Below are 18,778 nucleotides of genomic sequence, written 5' to 3'. Positions count from 1 at the left end.
GCCGGGTGCCGGCGCGGCGCGCGGCCGGGCCGGTGTTGACCAGGACCCGGGCCGATCCGCGCTGCCACAGGTCGACGGGTTTGCCGCGGTGCCGGGCGGCCCGGGTGAAACCGAGGACGCCGAGCAGGGCGGTGACGGGTTCCGCGTCCGGGGTGAGGAGTTCGGCGAAGGCGACGCCGTCCGGGACGACCGGCGCGGGCAGCTCCGCGACGCCGGCGGCCTCCTGGAGGAGCAGCAGGGAGCGGTGGGCGTCGACGGCGGTGGGACCGGCGTCGGCCTGCCGGAAGACGTCGTTGAAGACCTCCAGGGAGAGCGGGCCGGTGTAGCCGGTGCGCAGCACGTGGGTGAGCAGGTCCGCGAGGTCGAAGCCGCCCTGGCCGGGGAAGCAGCGGTAGTGGCGGCTCCACTGCAGGACGTCCATGGCGAGCAGCGGGGCGTCCGCCAGTTGGAGGAAGAAGATCTTCTCGCCGGGGATGTCCTCGATGCCCTTGGGGTCGCTGCCCCGGGAGAGGATGTGGAAGCTGTCCAGGCAGGTGCCGAGGGCCGGGTGCCCGGCGGCCTCGACGATGCGCCAGGCGTGGTCGTACGTACTCACGTGCCGCCCCCAGGCGAGCGCCTCGTAGGCCACCCGGATGCCGAAGTCGGCGGCCAGATCGGCGAGTCGGCCGAGCTGCTCGGCGGCGAGGGCGTCGTCGTCCAGGGCGTCCGGTGAGACGCTGGAGCAGACGAGCACGGTGTCGGCGCCGAGCCGCCGCATCAGCTCGAACTTGTGGCGGGCACGGCGCAGGTTGCGCGCGAAGACCTCGTCCGGCACGGCCTCGATGTCCCGCATCGGCTGATAGAGGTCGACGGCGAGACCGAGGTCGGCGCAGCGGGCCCGGATCTCCTCGGGCGGAAGGGGGCTGGCGAGGAGGTCGTTCTCGAAGATCTCCACGCCGTCGAACCCGGCACGGGAGGCGGCGGTGAGCTTCTCGGTGAGGGATCCGCTGAGGGAGACGGTGGCGATGGAGGTGTGCACGGGGGGACTCCTTGGGATTCACGGTGCCTGTGCCGCGCGCCGGAGGGTGCGGGGGCTGTGTGCGACGGGTGGCTCCGCCGGGTGGGTGCGACCGCCACGACGGGCCCGCGGCCGTCAGCCGGCAGCGCTCCCCGAGCGCTCCGCCCCGGCCAGTTCCCCTATGTCGGCCAGCATCCGCCCGGTGTCCGGCTCCCGCCCGGTGAACAGCCGGAACGCGTCCGCGGCCTGGAAGACGGCCATCCCGCCCCCGCTCAGCACGGCGCAGCCGGCCGCCCGGGCGGCCCGCACCAGCTCCGTCTCCAGCGGCCGGTACACCACTTCGGCGACCCACAGGCCGGGCCTCAGCAACTCCGCCGGCAGCGGCAGACCGGGGTGGGCGGCCATACCGGTCGGCGTGGCGTGCACGAGGCCGTCGGCGTCGCGCAGCGACGCCTCCAGCCGGTCCGCCGTCGCCGTCCCCGCCCGGCCGGGGCCGAAGTGCCGCTGGAGGGAGGCCGCCAGGGCGGCGGCCCGGTCGGGCAGGGCGTCCACGACGGTGACCCGGCCGGCGCCGAGGGTGAGGACGGCGTGCGCGACGGCCGCACCGGCGCCGCCCGCGCCGAGCTGGACGACCCGCTCCATGGGGGCGTCCGGCAGACCGCGGGCGAAGGAGGCGGCGAAGCCGGTGACGTCGGTGTTGTGGCCGACGGCCCGGCCGCCGTCGAAGACGACGGTGTTGACCGCGCCGAGCGCCTCGGCCCGCGGGTCCAGCGCGTCCAGGTGCGGCAGGACGAGCTGCTTGCAGGGGTGGGTGATGTTCAGCCCGTCGAAGCCGAGGTCGCGGGCGGCGCGGACCAGGTCGCCGACCGCCTCCGGCGGCACGCCGAGGACATCGGTGTCGAGGAGCCGGTACAGGTACCGCAGGCCCTGCCGGTCCGCCTCCCGGTGGTGCAGGGCCGGGCTGAGCGAGGGGCCGATCCCGGCCCCGACCAGCCCGACGAGATACGAGTCCTTGGCCACGCGGGAACCTCCCGAGGCGGAGCTAATGTACGAACCAGTACGTTAGCTATATCAGCCGGCCGGGTGGTTCGGAAGACCCCCGCCGGGCGCCGGAGCACTGCTTCTACAATCACCGGCACGCGAACGAGCGCGCCGCCCCGGCGCCTCACGGCCCGAAGGACACCGATGACCAGCGTCGACGAACCGGTACGACCCGGCGGGCGGGTGCGCGACGCCGCCCGTACCAAGGCCGAGATCCTCGACGTGGCCACGCAGGAGTTCGCGCGGGCGGGGTACGACGGCGCCCGCGTGGACGAGATCGCCGCCCGCACCCGCACCACGAAGCGGATGATCTACTACTACTTCGGCGGCAAGGAGCAGCTGTTCACGGCCGTGCTGGAGCGGGCGTACGGGGTGATCCGGGACGCCGAGCAGGAGCTGGACGTGGACCACCTGGACCCGGTGGCCGCGATCCGGCGGCTGGCCGAGCTGACCTTCGACCACCACGAGCGGCACCCGGACTTCATCCGGCTGGTCAGCATCGAGAACATCCACGGTGCCGAGCACATCGCGGCCTCCGAGAAGCTGGGCCGGATCGGCTCCCCGGCGCTGGACGTGATCCGCCGCATCCTCGCCGCCGGGCAGGAGTCCGGGCTGTTCACGGCCGACGTGGACGCGGTCGACCTGCACGCGATGATCAGCTCGTTCTGCTTCTTCCGGGTCGCCAACCGGCACACCTTCGGCGCCCTGTTCGGCCGGGACCTGGTGGACCCGGCGCAGCGCGAGCACTACCGGACCATGCTCGGGGACATGGTGATCGCCTACCTGACGGCGGAGCGGGCGGCCGGCTGACGGTTCCGCGGGCGGGCCCGGCGGGCCCGGGACGCACGAACCCTTGACAGCGGGGAAACACGGGCGCAACATCCCACCCACCCCGACTAACTACCCAGTGGGTTAATTAGCCGCCGCGATCCGGCCCCGCCCCCGCTCACTCCCCCTCGCCTCCGCAGGGTGGAGTCCTCCCCGAAGGAGCACCGCCGTGTCCGTCCCCTCCCCTGCTCCCGACCCCGGCTCCGCCGCCCCGCCCGGCCAGCCCTGGAAGGCGGCCACGGCCGCCTGGATCGGCAGCGCACTGGAGTACTACGACTTCTTCCTGTACGGCAGCGCCGCCGCCCTGATCTTCCCCAAGGTCTTCTTCGACGCCTCCGACCCGGCGACCGCGACCCTGCTCTCGCTCGCCACCTTCGGCGTCGCCTATGCGGCCCGGCCCCTCGGCGCGCTGGTCCTCGGGCACGTCGGCGACCGGCTCGGCCGCAAGAAGATCATGGTGTTCACGCTGGTCCTGATGGGCCTGTCGACGTTCCTCATCGGCTGTCTGCCCACCCGCGCGCAGGTCGGCACGCTCGCACCCGTCCTGCTGATGCTGTGCCGCGTCCTTCAGGGCGTCTCGGCGGCCGGCGAGCAGGCCGGCGCCGGCTCGATGAGCCTGGAGCACGCGCCGCCGGACCGGCGCGGCTTCTTCACCAGCTTCACGCTCAGCGGCACCCAGGGCGGCCAGCTCATCGCCACGCTCGTCTTCATCGCCGTCGCCCAGCTGCCCGAGGACCAGCTGCTGTCCTGGGGGTGGCGGGTGCCGTTCTGGCTGAGCGTGGCCGTCGCCGTCGCCGGCTGGGTGATCCGGCGCCGGCTGCACGAGACCCCGGCCTTCGCGCGGCAGGCGGCGGACGGGGGCGTGGCCCGGCTGCCGCTCGCGGTGCTGCTGCGCGAGCACTGGGCGGACGTGCTGCGGGTGATCGCGGGCTCGCTCGTCGCGTCGGTCAGCACGGTCTTCACGGTGTGGGCACTGGCGTACGCCACGAGCGACACGGTCGGCATGTCCCGTACCGCGATGCTGTGGGTGGGCGCGCTGGCCAACCTGGTCGCGCTCGGCGCGATCCCGCTGTGGGCGACGCTGTCGGACCGGATCGGGCGCCGGCCGGTGTATCTGATCGGCGCGGCCGGCAGCGCGCTGGCGATGACCGGTTACCTGTGGGCGATCTCCACGGGCTCCTATCCGCTGACGCTGGTGCTCGGCGTCGTGGCCTTCGGCATCGTCTACAGCGCGGCGAACGGCGTGTGGCCCGCCTTCTACGGCGAGATGTTCACGACCCGGGTCCGGCTGTCCGGCCTCGCGATCGGCACGCAGACCGGTTTCGCGGTGGCCGGGTTCGCGGTCACCTTCGCCGCCGAGATCGCCGGTCCGGGCGGCGACGACTGGGCGGCGGTGGCCCTGTTCACGGCCGCGCTGTGCGTGCCGCCGGTGCTCGCCGCGCTCACCGCCCGCGAGACCCACCGGGTGCCGACGGAACTGCTCGGCGAGCGGGCCGCGCGGAAGGCGTCCCGCCGGGAGCGGGTTCCGGCCTGACACAGAGCGGGTTCCGGCCTGACACCGAAGGGTGCCGGGGGTGCCGGGGGTGCCGCTCTCCCGCGGGGGCGGGCGACCGGGCGATCAGGAGCCTGTGGCGGCGTCGAGCAGGGGGCCCAGTTCCTCCACGACCGTCGTGAGGGGCCGTACGTCCCGCTCGGCGCGCGCCATCAGGATCGCGCCCTCCAACGCGCTGATCATGAGGGTGGCGAGGGACTCGGCGCGCGCCGGTGGGACGCCCATGTCCGTCAGCGCCTCGGCGACCGGGCCCCGCCAGGTCGCGAACGCGGTGGCCGCCGCCTGACGGGTCGAGTCGCCGGAGGTGGCGCAGTCGACGGTGGCGGCGGCGACCGGGCATCCGCCCGCGAAGCCGTCGGCCGTGTACTCGTCGGCCCACTGCGCGGCCATCGCCGCGAACAGGCCGCTCGGCGTCGGCCGGTCGAGTCCGGCGAGGAAGCGGGCGATCCGCTTGCCCGCGTACCGGCCGGCCCACGCGACCGCCTCGTTGACCAGCTGTTCCTTGCCGCCCGGGAAGTAGTGCTGGAGGGAGCCGCGCGGTGCGTCCGCGTGCGCGGCGACCTCGCGCATGCCGGTCGCGGTGACCCCGTTGCGCCGGATGAGCTGGGCCGCGCTGAACACCATCCGCTCCCGCGGTCCGCGCCGCGCCTGCGTCATCGTCGACCTCCGTTCCGTTCGCCGCCACTCTATGACCGTCGTCATAGCGACGGCTACTATGACCGTTGTCATAGTCGGTCCGTGGCGCGGAGGCGGCCTGTCATGCACGTCGGATTCATCGGTCTCGGAGTGATGGGCCGGCCCATGGCCCTGCGCCTGGCGTCGGCCGGCACCCCCCTGGTGGTCTGGAACCGGACCCCGGAGCGCGCGGAGCCGCTGCGCGCCGCCGGCGCCGAGGTCGCCGCGGACGCCGGCGAGGTGTTCGCGCGGGCCGGGGTGGTGCTGCTGATGCTCGCCGACGAGGCGGCGGTGGACGCGGTCCTCGGCCGGGGCACGCCCGAGCTGGCCGCTCGGGTCGCGGGCCGCACGGTGGTCCACATGGGCACGACCTCCGCGGAGTACTCCCGCGCGCTGGAGGCCGACGTCCGCGCGGCCGGCGGCCGGTACGTCGAGGCGCCGGTCTCCGGGTCCCGGGTGCCGGCGGAGGAGGGGCAGCTGGTGGCCATGCTCGCCGGGGAGGAGGCCGCCGTGGCCGCCGTACGGCCGCTGCTCGCGCCGATGTGCCGGGAGGCGTTCGCGTGCGGTGCGGTGCCGGGCGCGCTGCTGATGAAGCTCGCGGTGAACATCTTCCTGATCACCCAGGTGACCGGCCTGACCGAGGCGTTCCACTTCGCCGAGCGGCAGGGCCTGGACCGACGGCTGTTCCTGGACGTCCTGGACGCGGGCCCGATGGCCAGCGGGGTGTCCCGGATGAAGGCGCCCAAGCTGCGCGAGCGGGACTTCGCGGTGCAGGCGGCGGCGCTGGACGTGCTGAAGAACAACCGGCTGATCGCCGAGGCCGCCCGCAAGGCGCATATCGCCTCGCCGCTCCTCGACGTGTGCCACACCCTGTTCGAGGAGACGGTGGCGCAGGGGCACGGCGGCGAGGACATGGTCGCCGTCCTCCGGGCGATCGAGGCTCGGACCGCCGAGGCACCGTGAACGGACGGGCCGGGCACGGGTGCCGGTGCGGGTGGGGGGCGGGTGCGGGGGCCGGTTCGGGTGCGGGGTGAGCGGCCCGCACCGGCCGCCGGGCCGACTTTCCGAGAGGCCGACTCTCCGAGGGGCCGTGAGCCGGCGGCCGGGCGCGCGCCGGCGCTATGAGGCGCCGCGAGCCGGGAGCCAGATGTCGACCGGCTCCGCGAGGCGCCGTGAGCGGGCAGCCGGGCACGGGCCGACTCTGAGAGGCGCCGTGAGCCGTCGACCGGGCGTGGGCCAACTTTCCGAGGCTCCGCGAGCCGTCGACCGGGCGCGGACCGGCGTTACGAGGCGCCGCGAGCCGGGAGCCAGGCGTCGGCCGGCTCCGCGAGGCGCCGTGGACCGGCGGCCGGGCATGGGCCGACTCTGCGACGCGCCGGGGAGCCGGGAGCCAGGCGTCGGCCGGCTCCGCGACGCGCCGTGAACGGGCCGTCGGTGTCAGCTCTTCGGGATGCCGTATGCCCGCTCGACGTGGAGCCGCACCACCAGGCGGCGGTCGCGGACCATCGCGGCCCGGTAGTCGTCCCAGTCCGGGTGCTCGCCGAGGACGTCCCGGTAGAGCCGGATCAGCTCCTCGACGGTCTCGTCGTGCGGGTCGGCGGCGACCGGCGTCAGCTCGGCGGTGCCCTCGGCCACGGTGTACGCCCAGCGGTCGTCGCTGGTGACGTGGTACGAGGCGCGCGGGTCCCGGCGGAGGTTGCGGGTCTTGGCGCGGTCGTCGGTGACCGAGATCCGGATGATCCGCTCGTCGGGGTAGTAGGCGTGGCTGACGTTCGACAGCTGGGGGCGGCCGTCGCGCCGGAGGGTGACCAGTACGCCGGCGTGTCCTGCGGAGAGGAGGCCGAGCAGCGCGTCCTGCGGGGAGTCCTGAGTCATACCGGGGTCAACTCACGGCGGCGCCCCGGGCATTCCCCGTCCACACGGAGCGGTAGACAGTGTCTACGCCCACCTGGTAGACACTGTCTATGACCGATTCCGACGCGGGCCTGCGGGCCCGGCTGGTGGACGTGGGCGTGGAGCTGCTGGCAGCCGAGGGCCTCCAGGCGCTGACCCTGCGGGAGATCGCCCGGCGCGCGGGCGTCTCGCACGGGGCGCCGCGCCGCTACTTCCCCACCCACCTGGAGCTGCTCTCCGCCATCGCCCGGCGGGGCTTCGCCGATCTGGCCGCGCGGGCACAGGCGACGCTGGAGCAGCAGACCGGGGGGCCGCGCGCCCACGTGGCGGCGCTGGCGCGGACGTACCTGGAGTTCGCGCTGGAGCGGCCCGGCATGTACGAACTGATGTTCCGTCATGACCTGCTGGAGAGCGGTCACCTGGGGCTGCGGGACACGAGCCTTCCGCTGTTCACCCTGCTGACCCGGCTGATCGGTGACGCGGACCCCGATGCCGACGCCCGGCGGACGGCGGGCGCCCTGTGGGCGAACCTGCACGGCATGGCCCAGCTGTGGCGCTGGCGCAGTCTGCAACTCGCGCTGGAAGAAGAGGACTTCCGCCCCCTGCTCGACACCGTGCTCGCCGCGCACCTGGGCGCTCCCCGGGACGGCCGGTGAACCGGCCCTGGACGCTGGCGAGCAGCGTGGCCGGCGCGGTGGTGGTCGCGCTGGACGGTACGGTCCTCACGGTGGCGCAACCCAGTCTGCAACGGGAGTTCGACGCGTCGTTCGCCCAGGTCCAGTGGACCAGTACCGCCTATCTGGTCGCGGTGGCGAGCCTGCTGGTCTTCGCGGGGCGGCTCGGTGACCGGTACGGACAGCGGCGGGTGTTCGGGCTCGGCCTGCTGGGCTTCGGTGCCGCCTCGGTCGGGATCGGCCTCGCGCCCGGGGTGGGATGGGTGATCGGACTGCGGGCGGCGCAGGGTGTGTTCGGGGCGCTGTTGCAGCCGGCCACGCTGGGCATGCTGCGCGCCGCGTACCCGCCGGACCGGCTCGCGTCGCCGCTGGCCGTGCGGACCGCCGCGATCGGGCTGGCGGCGGCAGCGGGACCGCTGGTCGGCGGTGCGCTGGTGACCGGTCTCGGCTGGCGGGCGGTGTTCTTCGTCAACGTACTGCCCGCGCTCGCCTTCGGCCTGCCGGCTCTCCTCCGCCCCGAACGGTCGCCGGTACCCGTCCGGACCCCGCTGGACCTGCCCGGGGCCGTGCTGCTCGCGCTGACCCTGGCCGGCCTGGTGTACGCGGTCACGGCCCGGCCGGTCTCGGGGGCGGGCCTCGCCCTGTCCGGGGTGACGGCGGCCGTCCTCGTCCGGCACGAGCGGCGCACGGCGAGCCCCCTGCTGCCGCCCGGGGTGATCGGCTCGCGTGCGGTCGGGGCGGCGCTCGGTGTCCTGGTCGCCGTCTCGGCGTCCCTGTCCGGCACGCTGTTCGTCGCCACGTATGTGCTCCAGCGCCACCTCGGCCTCGATCCGTTCGACAGTGCCCTGCGCAGCCTGCCGCTCGCCGTGTTCCTGGTGGCCTCGGCGTCGCTGTGCCCCGCCCTGCTGCGCCGGTGCGGTGCGCGGGCGACGACGGCGGGGGCGACGACGGTGCTCGCACTCGGCGTCCTCGTGCTGTCCGGGGCCACCGGCGCGCCCGCGCTCGGGTGCGGGTTCGCGCTGCTGGGTGCCGGGTTCGGCACGGTGATGGTGGCGGCCACCCACGTGATCGTGCGGCGGGCGGAGGTGACGGTGGCCGGGGTCGCGGGCGGGTTGCAGCAGACCGCGCTGAACGTCGGCCCGGCCGTCGGCGTGGCCGGCGCGACCGCGCTGCTGAGCACCGGCACCGGACCGACCCTGCTCACCCTGGCGGCCCTGACCACCCTCGCCCTCCCGGCGACCCGCGCGCTCCCCGGCCGTACCCGCCCCGCCCCACCGGCGGCGACCGCGCCCCCCGCGGAGGCCGAATCGCTCACCCACCGCGGCTGAACCCGTTCCCCGGCCGCCACCCGCTCCATCGAACCCGTTCCCCGGCCGCCACCCGCCCACTGAACCCGCTCCCGCCGCCCCGCAGACGTCGAATCGATCACACACCCCCCGGATGACCCGGTCCGGGCCGGTGGTCCTGCGCGACGATGAGAGGTGGGTGCGGGCCCGGGCGGCAGGCGGGACGCACCGGGGACGACGCGACCGGAGGAGAGCGATGGGACAGCTGCGACAGGATGTGGAGCCGGCGGAGGCGGGGCTGGACGCCGAGGCGCTGGACCGCCTGGACCGGCACTTCGCCCGGCACGTCGACGCGGGACGTCTGCCCGGCTACCTGGTGGCCGTGGCCCGCGGCGGCCGGGTCGCCCATCTGACCACGTACGGCCTGCGGGACCTGGCCGCCGGGCTGCCGGTCGAGCCGGACACGCTGTGGCGGATCTACTCGATGACCAAGCCGGTCACCGCGGTCGCGGTGCTGCTGCTGGTGCAGGAGGGCCGGCTGTCCCTGGACGACCCGCTGGACCGCCATCTGCCCGCCTTCGCCGACCCGCGTGTCCACGTGGAGGGTTCGGGCGCCGACGTGCGGACCCGTCCGGCCGCCGGGCCGATCCTGATCCGCCATCTGCTCACCCACACCGCGGGCCTGACCTTCGGCTTCTACTACCGCCACCCCGTCGACGCGCTCTACCGCGAGGCGGGCCTGGAGTACTCGGTGCCGCCGGGCAAGGACCTCGCCGAGACCGTCGAGGTCTACGCGCGCATGCCGCTCCAGTTCGACCCGGGGACCCAGTGGAACTACTCGGTCGCCTCCAACGTGCTGGGCCGGGTGATCGAGGTGGTGTCCGGGCAGCCGCTGGACGCGTTCTTCGCCGAGCGGATCCTCGGCCCGCTCGGCATGACCGACACCGGCTTCCACATCACGCCCGGACAGGAGGACCGGCTGGCCGAGCTGTACGGCGAGACGGACGAGGGCGGGATCGAGCCGGTGCCGGGCCTGCCGGTGCGCGGCCGGCCGCGGTTCCTGTCCGGCAGCGGCGGCCTGGTCTCCTCCGCGTACGACTTCCACCGGTTCATGGAGCTGCTGCGCCGGGGCGGCGAGCTGGACGGCGTACGGCTGCTGGCCCCGGAGACGCTCGCCCTGATGACCCGCAACCAGCTGCCGGGCGGGGCCACCATCCGCTCCTTCGGCGCCCCGGTCCACCGGGAACCGGGCATGGACGGCCTGGGCTTCGGCTTCAACGTCTCCGTCGTCACCGACCCCGCCCGCACCCTGGCCCCGTCCCACCTCGGCACCTACGGCTGGACCGGCGTGGCCACCACCGCGTTCTGGGTCGACCCGGCGCACGACCTGACCGTGCAGTTCATGAGCCAGGTGCGCCCGAAGAAGCTGAAGGTCTTCCCCGAGCTGCGGCGGCTGGTGCACGAGGCGGTGAAGGACTGACCCGGCGGGCGGCTACTGGCCCAGGGTCAGCGTGAACTCCAGCCCGTCGTCCGCGAGTTCGGCCAGCCAGCGGTCCGCGCGCTGGGCGGTCTCCGCCGCCCGGTGCACACCGGCCCGCAGGCTGCCGTCCAGGATGTGCCGGACGCCGAGGGCGAGGGGACGCGAGACGCAGCGGGCCATCGCGGACTCCTCGGCGTCACCGGTCAGGTCGAGCAGGTAGGCGCCGGTCCAGTGCCGGCCCTCGCCCGCGTCGACTTCGAGGGAGACGGAGAGCACCACCCGGTCGCGGTCGGCGTCCGTGGTCGGATGGGCCGCCGCCAAGTGCCGTGCCAGGGCGGCGATCCGCCCGTCGTCGCCCGTCGTCAGCTCCGCGAAGACCGGCTCCCACGCCTTCAGCCAGCCGTCCAGCCGGAGGGTGCCCCGGACGAAGGTGCGCGGGGTCCAGACGGCGGGCAGGCCGTACTGGGCGACGAAGGGGATGCTGTCGCGGTTGGGGTAGGCCTCGAAGGTCTCGCCGCCCAGGACGAGCGGCCGGGTCGCCTCCCAGGGCCGGTCGGCCGTCGTCTCGACGCCGTCCTCCAGATACCGCGCGGGCGAGCGCAGGGCGCCGAGCACACCGAGCGGCGCCCAGCTGAAGCGGTAGCGGAAGTCGTTCGGCACGGCCGGTACGCCGCCGCAGTACGAAGTGAGCCGGTAGGAGGCCGGGGTGTGCTCGCCGACGCGCGCCCGGGCCCGGCCGATGAGGCTGTGCGCGAAGAGGTGGTCGACGCCCGGGTCCAGGCCGGTCTCGGTGAGCACGACGACGCCCGCCGCCCGCGCGGCTTCCGCCTGCGCCAGCAGCTCCGGCGACACATAGCTGGAGCAGGCGAAGTGCGCCCCGGCCCGCACGCAGACGGCCAGCAGCCCGGCGTGCTCGGGCGCCGGCAGCATCGACACCACGACGTCGCCGGGCTCCAGCGCTGCGGCGAGGGCGTCCGGCGCGGTGAGGGCGCGGGGCTCCGCCCGTCCGGTCAGGCCGAGCCCGGCCAGCGCCTCGGCCGCGCGGTCCTCGGTGCGGTGCCACAGCAGGACCCGGCCGGCCGTACGGCACAGGCCGGCCAGCCCGCTGCCGGTGGACAGTCCGGCGCCGACCCAGTGGACGGTTCCGCTCGCCGGGACGCGGTCGGTCATGAGCGCGACCCCCCTCCCCCGGTGCCGAGTTCACGGCAGGCCTGGTGGAACCGGTCGAGGCAGCGGCCCCAGGCACCGCCCGGGCCGAAGGCGAGCAGCTGCGGCAGCAGGGCCGCCGAGAAGTCGACGCTGGACTCCCGGGGCAGCAGCGACGGCAGGTTGTCGATGGCGATCAGGTCCAGCGGCGGCTCCTTGCGCAGGCGGCGCACGGGCTCGGTCCAGTCCGTCGTACGGTCGTAGACCGGCAGGACGTTGAACGGCGAGCCCACGTCACAGGTGACGTCGCACAGGGTGCGCAGCCGGCGGGCCGGGGAGTCAAGGTCCTCCTCGCGCAGGAACGGCGGGACCGGGCCGGTGGCGAGGACCGCGTTCACCATCACGTCGTGCCCGAGCAGGGCCCGCCGGTCCAGGTCGCGGGTCTCCGCCAGGTCCCAGCGGATCGCCTCGACGCCCGCCGTGCCGAAGGCCGCCGACGCGCCGCGCCCGCTGCGCCCGAGGGCGCCGATCACCAGCGCCGTGAACTCCGTGTCCCCGGCGGCCGGCCGCAGTACGGCGTCCAGGTCGTCCTGCGTGGTGGGGGTGAGCGGTGCCGTCAGCCGGCCCCGGTGCTGGAGCACGGCGAGCGCGGCGCCCAGGTACCCCGCCCAGTAGCCGAAGGCGGCGAGCCGGCGGCCCTCGTCGTCCACCAGGTACTCCAGGTCCAGCAGCGCCCCGCCGCCGGCCGCGAACCGGCGCAGCAGCTCGGCGGCGCCCGGCTGCTGCTTGTAGGCGTGCCCGAAGAAGATGTGCCGGTGGATCAACTCGACGGGTTCGTCGGGGAGTTCCTTGAGGCCGAGGATCACGGCGTCGCGGGGTGCCGTCACCCAGGAGCCCGCCGGGGCACGGCGGCAGCCGGCCGCCTCGTACTCCTCGATCGGGAAGATCCGCTGCGGGGACTCCTCGACGGTCAGCGCGATCCCGCTGTCGACCAGGCGGCGGGCGTCGGCGGGGACGACGGGCGTGCGCCGTTCGGTCGTACGGGGCTCGTGGCGCAGCCACAGGTGGAGCTCGGTCATACCGGGTTGGCCTCCGGGCGCGGGGCGTCGGCCGCGAACCGGCCGGCGCTCAGGGGGCTGATGTCCAGGAAGGGTACGCGGCCCAGGCACAGGTCGCGGATCACCTCGCCGACGGCCGGCCGTGAAGGAAGCCGTGCCCGGAGAAGCCGGTGGCGTACATGGACCGCGACACCGTGGGCGCCTCGCCGATCAGGGCGTTGTGGTCGGGTGTGTTCTCGTACCGGCCCGCCCAGCCGCCGGTGCGGGGGCGGGCCGAGCAGGGCGGGGGCGCGTTGCCGCATCGCCTCGGCGAGTCGCGGGATCCACCGGTCGCGGGTGTCGTACGCGGCGGCCAGCAGGCCGTCGGTGCGGATCAGCGGGGGGAGGCGGCGGGCGTCCCGTTCGGCGCGGACGACGTCCCGCACGCCGGCGCATGCCAGGTGCCGGGCGACGCTCGTACCGATCACCCCGCCGCCGACGATGACCGCCTCGGCCCGAAGGTTCACGCCGCCGCCTCCTTCACCGCGCCCCGCGCCCGTCGCCTGTTCCCTTTCCGGAACTCCGCCCGCCGAACCGGCGACCGGGCACTCAGGAACCGTGGGCGACGGCGTCCAGATGGGGCAGGTGGTGGTCCATCCGCTCCCGCTTGGTCCGCAGGTAGGTGATGTTGCTCTCGCACGGCTCGATCAGCAGCGGCACCTGCTCGGCGACCTGGACGCCGTGCCGGACCAGCGCCTCCCGCTTGCGCGGGTTGTTGGACATCAGCCGTACCGAGCGCACTCCCAGGTCGCGCAGAATCTCGGCGGCCACGCCGTAGTCGCGGGCGTCGACCGGCAGGCCCAGCGCCAGGTTCGCCTCCACCGTGTCCAGGCCCTCCGCCTGGAGCGCCATCGCGCGCAGCTTGGCGAGCAGCCCGATGCCGCGGCCCTCGTGCCCCCTCAAGTAGACGACGATGCCGCTGCCTTCGGCGACGACCGCGCGCAGGGCGGCCTCCAGCTGGTCCCCGCACTCGCAGTGCCGGGAGCCGAACGCGTCCCCGGTCAGGCACTCCGAGTGGAGCCGGGTCAGCACGTTGTCGGTGCCGATCTCGCCGTACACCAGGGCCACTTGCTCGTCACCGCGGTCGTGGTCCAGGTAGCCGATCGCCTGGAATTTCCCGTACACGGTGGGCAGCGGTGCATTCACGACGCGTTCCGCGCCGGAACGCCGCGGGGACTTCTTGCCGAGTACGCCGATGTTGACGCCGGTGTTTTCTGTCATGATCTGATTCCTAAGCAGAGACGAAAGGCCGTGAAAAGATGAGTGGTTCGGGCGCGCGGACGGCGGCGTACGGGGTGGTGAGCGGTGTGGTGCCGACGGACACCACGCAGGATGTACGGACCCGGGGGGCGGGCGTGTCAGCACAGGTCGCCGTCCTTCCCGTGGGGAGCTTCGAACAGCACGGTCCGTTCCTTCCGCTGGCGACCGACACGCTGGTCGCCTGCGCCGTGGCGCGGGAGATCGCCGCCGCGTACCCGGTGCACCTCCTCCCTCCGGTGACCGTCTCCTGCTCGCACGAGCACGCGGCCTGGCCGGGAACCGTCAGCATCTCCGCCGTGACCCTGCACGCGGTGGTCTCGGACATCGCGGCGTCGCTGCGCCGCTCGGGCGTCGACGCGCTGGTCGTCGTCAACGGGCACGGCGGCAACTACGTGCTGGGCAACGTCGTCCAGGAGGCCTCCGCGCGCGGCGAGCGGATGGCGCTGTTCCCGGCCGCCGAGGACTGGGAGGCGGCACGGGAGCGGGCCGGGGTGGTCACGTCGCTGCTCACCGACATGCACGCGGGTGAAATCGAGACCTCGATTCTGCTGCACGCTCACCCCGAATTCGTCCGCCCTGGTCACGAGTCCGCCGATTTCATCGCCGACGACCGTCGTCATCTGCTCACCGTGGGAATGTCCGCCTATACCGAATCGGGCGTCATCGGCCGTCCTTCCCTGGGTTCGGCGGAAAAGGGAAAGGAACTGCTGGCGAGCCTGGCGGAATCCTTCGACCCGTATTTCAGGCTGCTCACCTCGGCGCCGGACCGGGACTGACCCCGGCCGGCGACCGCCGGCCGGCCGGGACCCGTGGGGGCGGCCCCGGCCGGCGGGCGGTCGTCGGGGGCGGGGGACGGTTCGGCGGGTGCCGCGGCGGGCCGACTGCGCAGGGTCTCGTACCCGCGCCGGAGCAGGACGGCGGCGCCGGGCAGGCTCGCCACGAAGCTCAGCACACCGTAGACGACGGCGACCGCGACTCCGGTGTCCGCGCCGAGTCCCGCCGCGCCGAACGCCCAGGCGGTGACGCCCTCGCGGGGGCCGAAACCGCCGACGTTCAGCGGCAGCCCCATGGCCAGCAGCGCCAGTACCGCGAGCGGCAGCAGCACCGCGACCGGTGCGGCCGAGCCGGCGACCCGGGCCGCCACGACGAACATGACCAGATGCCCGGCCAGGACGACCGCGGAGGACAGTGCGACCCCCGGCCCGCTGCGCCGGGACGCCAGCCCCTGGCGGGCCTCGCCGAGCGTCCGGCGCAGCGCGCCGTGCGGGCGGCCCGGCGCACGGTTCATCCGGACGGCGAGTACGACGGCCAGCGCGCCGACCGCGGCCAGCACCGCGAGCGGGGCGAAGCCACGGGCCTCGGCGCGCACCGGCGACGGCAGGGCCAGCAGCACCGCCGCGCCCGCCACGGCCAGCGCGATCTGCCCCGCGACCCGCTCCAGCACGACCGCCTTCACCCCGCGCCGCACGTCACCCGTGCTCTGCCCGTGCCGGACCGCCCGGTGCACATCGCCCAGGATGCCCCCGGGCAGGGCCGCGTTCAGGAACAGCGCACGGTAGTAGTCGGCCACGGCCGGACCCAGCGGCAGCCGCAGCCGCAGGCCCCGGGCCACCAGCTGCCAGCGCCACGCGCTGCACACGGTGGTGACCGCGCCGATGCCCAGCGCCACCAGCACCGTCACCGCGTCGATCCGCCGCAGCCCGTCCAGCAGGGGACCGGTACCGAGCCGCCACAGCAGCGCGGCGAGGAGGACGGTTCCGACGAGGGTGCCGGCATGGGTGCGCACGGCCCGGGAGGTGAGGCGCCGGGGACTGGGGGAACCCTGCGCCTGCGTCACGGGCGTGCCCTCCGGAGCCGGCCCGGGGGCCGCGCACGCCGGTCCCGCCGGTGCCGTACGCGCGTACGTGCCGGTGTCCGCATCCGGCGTCGGCGTACGCGCCTCCCTGCCGATGCCCGCCTCCGCCGGCACCCGCGTGCCCGCCGTCGTCGTCCTGCCGTTCACGCCGCCACGCCCCTCGGCCGGGGCAGCGCCAGCAGGTCGGTGTGGTGGACGGTGACCCGCAGCGCGCCGGCCGCGCAGGCGGCGAGCCGCGCGTCCAGATAGGTCTCCGCCCGGTCGCCCAGTTCCGGCCGCTGCTCGACGGCCGCGCCCACCCAGCCGCGCAGCCACTGCTCGGTCAGCGCGGCCTCGCCGGCGCCGAGCCGCCACGGGCTCGCGTGCACCCGGACGGTCGCCCCGCGCTCCGCGAAGGCCTCGCAGGCCACGGTGACCGCGTCCGGGCCGAGCAACCCGGTGCGCCGCTGGTGGGCGTTGAACGCCTCGGTGATCTCGGCGTCCAGCGGGTCCTTCGGGGTGAGTTCGACGCGTCCCGCGACGGAGAGGGTGAGCAGGGCCGGGCAGCCGGCGCCCGCGCAGGCGTCCGCCAGGGTCTCGATGTCCTCCCGGGTGAGCACGTCGAGCAGGGCGGAGGCGGTCACCAGCGAGGCCCCGGTCAGCGCGTCCGGGGTGAGCCGCGCGACGTCACCGCGCCGGGTCTCGACCGTGACGCGGCTGCCGTCGGCCGCGGTGCGGGGGGAGGCCACGGCGGCGAAGTGCAGCAGGTAGGGATCGCGGTCGTGGAGGATCCAGTGCTGGGCACCGTCGAGGCGGGGCGCGAGCCAGCGGCCCATCGAGCCGGTGCCGCAGCCCAGGTCGTGCACGACCAGTCCGCCGGAGCGGCGCGGCAGGTTGGCCAGCCGGATCCGCAGCGGGTCGAGCAGTTCCTGCGCGCGGGCCGCCGCGTCGGCGCCTTCCCGCAGTTGCAGCCACTCGGGCGCGTACCGAGGGGCGTCCTCCGGGTCGCCGTCCCGCAGCCGTACGGTGGCCCGCTCCCCGGGACGGGCCACGGGCCCCGCACCGGCGATGACCGGACCCGCGGTGCCGTCGGCGCCGGGCTCCCCCGGCCCGGAAGAGCCCATGTCACCGCTCTCCCCGCCGGGTGCCTCCGCGCCCACCTCCATGTCCACGGTCTCCACGCCCGGTACCTCCTCGCTCCGCGCACCCGCGGCACCCTGCACGAACTCTTCCGCGGCGGGCCCGGGCTGAGCGGGAATCAGCCCGTCCGCAGCGGACCGGACGCTCACCGCGTCACCATCCCGCGACCCACCCGGCTCCCACCGCACCGGCGCCGTCTCCGCGCCCCTGTCCCCGTGCCCGCTCACGCCGTCCTCCCCGGTGCTTCCGGGAGGCGGCCGAGGACCGCGGCCAGGCTGCGGGCGGTGGCCGCCCAGCCGTCGAGGGCGGCGCGGCGGCCACGGGCCGCGGCCTTCAGGCGGCGGCGCACGTCGGGTTCGCCGAACCAGCCGCGCAGTTCGGCGGCGAGCGCGGCGGGGTCCTCCGGCGGGACGAGGATGCCGGGCACCCCGCCGTCCGGCGCGCGGCCGACCGCCTCGGGCAGGCCGCCGACATCGGTCGCGAGCACGGGGATGCCCCGGGCGAGGGCCTCGGTGACCGCCATGCCGTAGGTCTCGGCGTAGGAGGTGAGGACCATCAGGTCGGCGGCGGCGTAGGAGGCGTCGAGGTCGGCGCCGGAGCGGGGACCGGTGAGGTGCAGCCGGTCGGTGAGGCCGTACCGGGCGATCAGTTCCCGCAGACGGGCCACGTACCCGGGGTCGTGGCCGAGGCCGCCGACGCACTCGCAGGTCCACGGCAGGTCCCGGACCGCCGCGAGCGCCTCCACCAGCCGGTGCTGGCCCTTGCGCGGGGTCACGGCGGCCACGCACAGCAGCCGGGAGACGCCGTCGGTGCCGGGGGCGAGGGGCGCGATGTCGGCGCCGGGCGCGGCCACGTGCACCCGGTCGGGGGCGAGTCCGTGGTGGGAGACGAGCCGGCGGACCGCCCAGTCGCTGGTGGCGATCACCGCGGGCACGGCCCGCAGCACCGCCCGCTCGCGCGCGTCCAGGTCGGCGGCGACGGCCGGGTCCAGGCCGGTCTCGTCACCGAGGGGGAGATGGACGAGGACCGCGAGCCGCAGGCGCTGCGCCTCGGGTACGACGGTCTCGGGGACTCCGCAGGCGACGAGGCCGTCCAGGAGGACGACGGAGTCGTCCGGGAGGCTCCGGAGCGTACGGGCGAGCGCTTCGCGGGCGGCGGCGTCCGGGCGCGGCCAGCCGCCGGGCACGGCGTGCCGGGTGACCCGCCAGCCGAAGCCGGGCAGGTCCAGGCAGACCCGGCGGTCGTAGGCGTTGCCGCCGCTGGGCGCGGCCGGGTCGTCGACGCCGCCCGGCATCACGAAGTGCACACTGCGCAGGGACATGGGGACGATTCCGGCGTTCGGGGCGGCGGTGGGCTGCGCGGGCACGTACGCGAGGCGGGCCCGCTCCACGGTCAGGTCGGTCACAGGCCACGCTCGTAACTCGCCCACGCGATGTGCGACTCGTGGAGCGTGACGGTGATCCCGGCGAGACCCTTGGCGCCCTCGCCGAGCGCGCCCTTCGCGATCCGTTCGGCGAGCCGGTCGGCGATGACCTTGGCCAGGAACTCCGTGGAGGTGTTGATGCCGGCGAACTCGGGCTCGTCGTCCAGGTTCCGGTAGTTCAGCTCCGCGGTGATGGTGCGCAGTTCCTGCGTGGCCAGGCCGATGTCGACCACGATGTTGTCCTCGTCCAGCTGCTCGCGGCGGAATGTCGCGTCCACCAGGAACGTGGCGCCGTGCAGGCGCTGCGCGGGCCCGAAGACCTCGCCGCGGAAGCTGTGGGCGATCATGATGTGATCGCGGACGGTGATGCTGAACAACGGACGACCCTCCAGGTGCGGCGCGTCTGGTCCCCCGCCTTGCCCGCCGGGGGATGCCGTGTAGTACGGCTCTTC

General features: G+C 74.9%; 17 protein-coding genes and 2 pseudogenes. 7 read left to right on the top strand and 12 right to left on the bottom strand.

Going from position 1 to position 18,778, the window contains the following annotated elements:
• A partial coding sequence (locus ABZV94_RS06300; protein ID WP_356337768.1) for a TIM barrel protein occupies positions 1-1,018 on the bottom strand: 1,018 nt, incomplete at its 3' end.
• A gap of 114 nt (positions 1,019-1,132) precedes the next feature.
• On the bottom strand, positions 1,133-2,017 hold the full coding sequence (locus tag ABZV94_RS06295; protein WP_356337766.1) for a shikimate dehydrogenase: 885 nt from the start codon (positions 2,015-2,017) through the stop codon (positions 1,133-1,135).
• Positions 2,018-2,182: 165 nt separating this feature from the next.
• Here ABZV94_RS06295 and ABZV94_RS06290 point away from each other — a divergent pair, with 165 nt between their 5' ends.
• Positions 2,183-2,848, top strand: coding sequence for a TetR/AcrR family transcriptional regulator (locus ABZV94_RS06290; protein ID WP_030983784.1), 666 nt, complete (start codon positions 2,183-2,185; stop codon positions 2,846-2,848).
• A gap of 187 nt (positions 2,849-3,035) precedes the next feature.
• Positions 3,036-4,400 (top strand): MFS transporter, encoded by a 1,365-nt coding sequence (locus ABZV94_RS06285; RefSeq protein WP_356337764.1) that lies wholly within the window; start codon positions 3,036-3,038, stop codon positions 4,398-4,400.
• 84 nt (positions 4,401-4,484) lie between these two features.
• On the opposite strand, the gene ABZV94_RS06280 is transcribed toward ABZV94_RS06285, so the two are convergent.
• Positions 4,485-5,075 (bottom strand): TetR/AcrR family transcriptional regulator, encoded by a 591-nt coding sequence (locus ABZV94_RS06280; protein ID WP_356337762.1) that lies wholly within the window; start codon positions 5,073-5,075, stop codon positions 4,485-4,487.
• A gap of 81 nt (positions 5,076-5,156) precedes the next feature.
• Between ABZV94_RS06280 and ABZV94_RS06275 the strand changes: the two genes are divergently transcribed.
• The gene (locus tag ABZV94_RS06275; protein ID WP_356337759.1) at positions 5,157-6,056 is read left to right on the top strand and encodes an NAD(P)-dependent oxidoreductase; all 900 of its coding nucleotides are present in this window, start codon (positions 5,157-5,159) and stop codon (positions 6,054-6,056) included.
• A 474-nt stretch (positions 6,057-6,530) separates the two neighbouring features.
• On the opposite strand, the gene ABZV94_RS06270 is transcribed toward ABZV94_RS06275, so the two are convergent.
• Positions 6,531-6,968, bottom strand: a complete 438-nt coding sequence (locus ABZV94_RS06270) for a PPOX class F420-dependent oxidoreductase (RefSeq protein ID WP_356337757.1) — start codon at positions 6,966-6,968, stop codon at positions 6,531-6,533.
• 89 nt (positions 6,969-7,057) lie between these two features.
• Between ABZV94_RS06270 and ABZV94_RS06265 the strand changes: the two genes are divergently transcribed.
• From ABZV94_RS06265 to ABZV94_RS06255, 3 genes are all read left to right on the top strand, one after another.
• Positions 7,058-7,642 carry a TetR/AcrR family transcriptional regulator gene (locus tag ABZV94_RS06265; RefSeq protein WP_356337755.1) on the top strand — a complete coding sequence of 195 codons (585 nt, stop codon included), beginning with the start codon at positions 7,058-7,060 and terminating at the stop codon, positions 7,640-7,642.
• Positions 7,639-8,988, top strand: coding sequence for an MFS transporter (locus ABZV94_RS06260; protein WP_356337753.1), 1,350 nt, complete (start codon positions 7,639-7,641; stop codon positions 8,986-8,988). Before ABZV94_RS06265 ends, ABZV94_RS06260 begins: the two co-directional genes overlap by 4 nt.
• A gap of 214 nt (positions 8,989-9,202) precedes the next feature.
• Positions 9,203-10,426 carry a serine hydrolase domain-containing protein gene (locus ABZV94_RS06255; RefSeq protein WP_356337752.1) on the top strand — a complete coding sequence of 408 codons (1,224 nt, stop codon included), beginning with the start codon at positions 9,203-9,205 and terminating at the stop codon, positions 10,424-10,426.
• Positions 10,427-10,438: 12 nt separating this feature from the next.
• On the opposite strand, the gene ABZV94_RS06250 is transcribed toward ABZV94_RS06255, so the two are convergent.
• The 4 genes and pseudogenes from ABZV94_RS06250 to ribA all read right to left on the bottom strand — a co-directional run bounded on the left by ABZV94_RS06250 (position 10,439) and on the right by ribA (position 13,890).
• Positions 10,439-11,596 (bottom strand): saccharopine dehydrogenase family protein, encoded by a 1,158-nt coding sequence (locus ABZV94_RS06250; protein ID WP_356337750.1) that lies wholly within the window; start codon positions 11,594-11,596, stop codon positions 10,439-10,441.
• A complete protein-coding gene (locus ABZV94_RS06245) occupies positions 11,593-12,651 on the bottom strand; it encodes a saccharopine dehydrogenase (RefSeq protein WP_356337747.1) in 1,059 nt (352 codons plus the stop codon). The genes ABZV94_RS06250 and ABZV94_RS06245 overlap by 4 nt, the downstream gene beginning before the upstream one ends.
• Positions 12,648-12,977 (bottom strand): annotated as a pseudogene (locus ABZV94_RS06240) (FAD-dependent oxidoreductase); the annotation flags it as partial. The gene ABZV94_RS06245 and the pseudogene ABZV94_RS06240, both read right to left, overlap by 4 nt.
• Before the next feature lie 241 nt (positions 12,978-13,218).
• Positions 13,219-13,890: a GTP cyclohydrolase II gene (gene ribA, locus ABZV94_RS06235; protein WP_356337745.1), complete on the bottom strand. Its 672-nt coding sequence runs from the start codon at positions 13,888-13,890 to the stop codon at positions 13,219-13,221.
• Positions 13,891-13,928: 38 nt separating this feature from the next.
• Here ribA and ABZV94_RS06230 point away from each other — a divergent pair, with 38 nt between their 5' ends.
• Positions 13,929-14,705, top strand: coding sequence for a creatininase family protein (locus ABZV94_RS06230; protein WP_356337743.1), 777 nt, complete (start codon positions 13,929-13,931; stop codon positions 14,703-14,705).
• Positions 14,706-14,863: 158 nt separating this feature from the next.
• Here ABZV94_RS06230 and ABZV94_RS06225 read toward each other — a convergent pair.
• From ABZV94_RS06225 to ABZV94_RS06210, 4 genes and pseudogenes are all read right to left on the bottom strand, one after another.
• Positions 14,864-15,715, bottom strand: a pseudogene (locus tag ABZV94_RS06225) (lysylphosphatidylglycerol synthase transmembrane domain-containing protein); the annotation flags it as partial.
• Between the two features lie 212 nt (positions 15,716-15,927).
• A complete protein-coding gene (locus tag ABZV94_RS06220; protein WP_356337779.1) occupies positions 15,928-16,887 on the bottom strand; it encodes a class I SAM-dependent methyltransferase in 960 nt (319 codons plus the stop codon).
• 239 nt (positions 16,888-17,126) lie between these two features.
• Positions 17,127-18,308, bottom strand: coding sequence for a glycosyltransferase family 4 protein (locus ABZV94_RS06215; protein WP_356337741.1), 1,182 nt, complete (start codon positions 18,306-18,308; stop codon positions 17,127-17,129).
• Positions 18,305-18,703, bottom strand: coding sequence for a 6-carboxytetrahydropterin synthase (locus ABZV94_RS06210; RefSeq protein ID WP_356337738.1), 399 nt, complete (start codon positions 18,701-18,703; stop codon positions 18,305-18,307). Before ABZV94_RS06210 ends, ABZV94_RS06215 begins: the two co-directional genes overlap by 4 nt.
• Positions 18,704-18,778 lie beyond the last annotated feature (75 nt).

The organism is Streptomyces sp. NPDC004658 (assembly GCF_040609555.1).
In the GTDB taxonomy this organism is placed as follows: domain Bacteria; phylum Actinomycetota; class Actinomycetes; order Streptomycetales; family Streptomycetaceae; genus Streptomyces.
This window is presented reverse-complemented; position numbering and strand designations above follow the sequence as displayed.

Excerpts from the sequence above, each read along its gene's own strand:
- ABZV94_RS06230 (WP_356337743.1), top strand. The coding sequence starts at position 13,929 with ATGAGTGGTTCGGGCGCGCGGACGGCGGCGTACGGGGTGGTGAGCGGT.
- ABZV94_RS06245 (WP_356337747.1), bottom strand. The coding sequence starts at position 12,651 with ATGACCGAGCTCCACCTGTGGCTGCGCCACGAGCCCCGTACGACCGAA.
- ABZV94_RS06280 (WP_356337762.1), bottom strand. The coding sequence starts at position 5,075 with ATGACGCAGGCGCGGCGCGGACCGCGGGAGCGGATGGTGTTCAGCGCG.
- ABZV94_RS06220 (WP_356337779.1), bottom strand. The coding sequence starts at position 16,887 with ATGGGCTCTTCCGGGCCGGGGGAGCCCGGCGCCGACGGCACCGCGGGT.
- ABZV94_RS06250 (WP_356337750.1), bottom strand. The coding sequence starts at position 11,596 with ATGACCGACCGCGTCCCGGCGAGCGGAACCGTCCACTGGGTCGGCGCC.
- ABZV94_RS06290 (WP_030983784.1), top strand. The coding sequence starts at position 2,183 with ATGACCAGCGTCGACGAACCGGTACGACCCGGCGGGCGGGTGCGCGAC.
- ABZV94_RS06265 (WP_356337755.1), top strand. The coding sequence starts at position 7,058 with ATGACCGATTCCGACGCGGGCCTGCGGGCCCGGCTGGTGGACGTGGGC.
- ribA (WP_356337745.1), bottom strand. The coding sequence starts at position 13,890 with ATGACAGAAAACACCGGCGTCAACATCGGCGTACTCGGCAAGAAGTCC.
- ABZV94_RS06270 (WP_356337757.1), bottom strand. The coding sequence starts at position 6,968 with ATGACTCAGGACTCCCCGCAGGACGCGCTGCTCGGCCTCCTCTCCGCA.
- ABZV94_RS06255 (WP_356337752.1), top strand. The coding sequence starts at position 9,203 with ATGGGACAGCTGCGACAGGATGTGGAGCCGGCGGAGGCGGGGCTGGAC.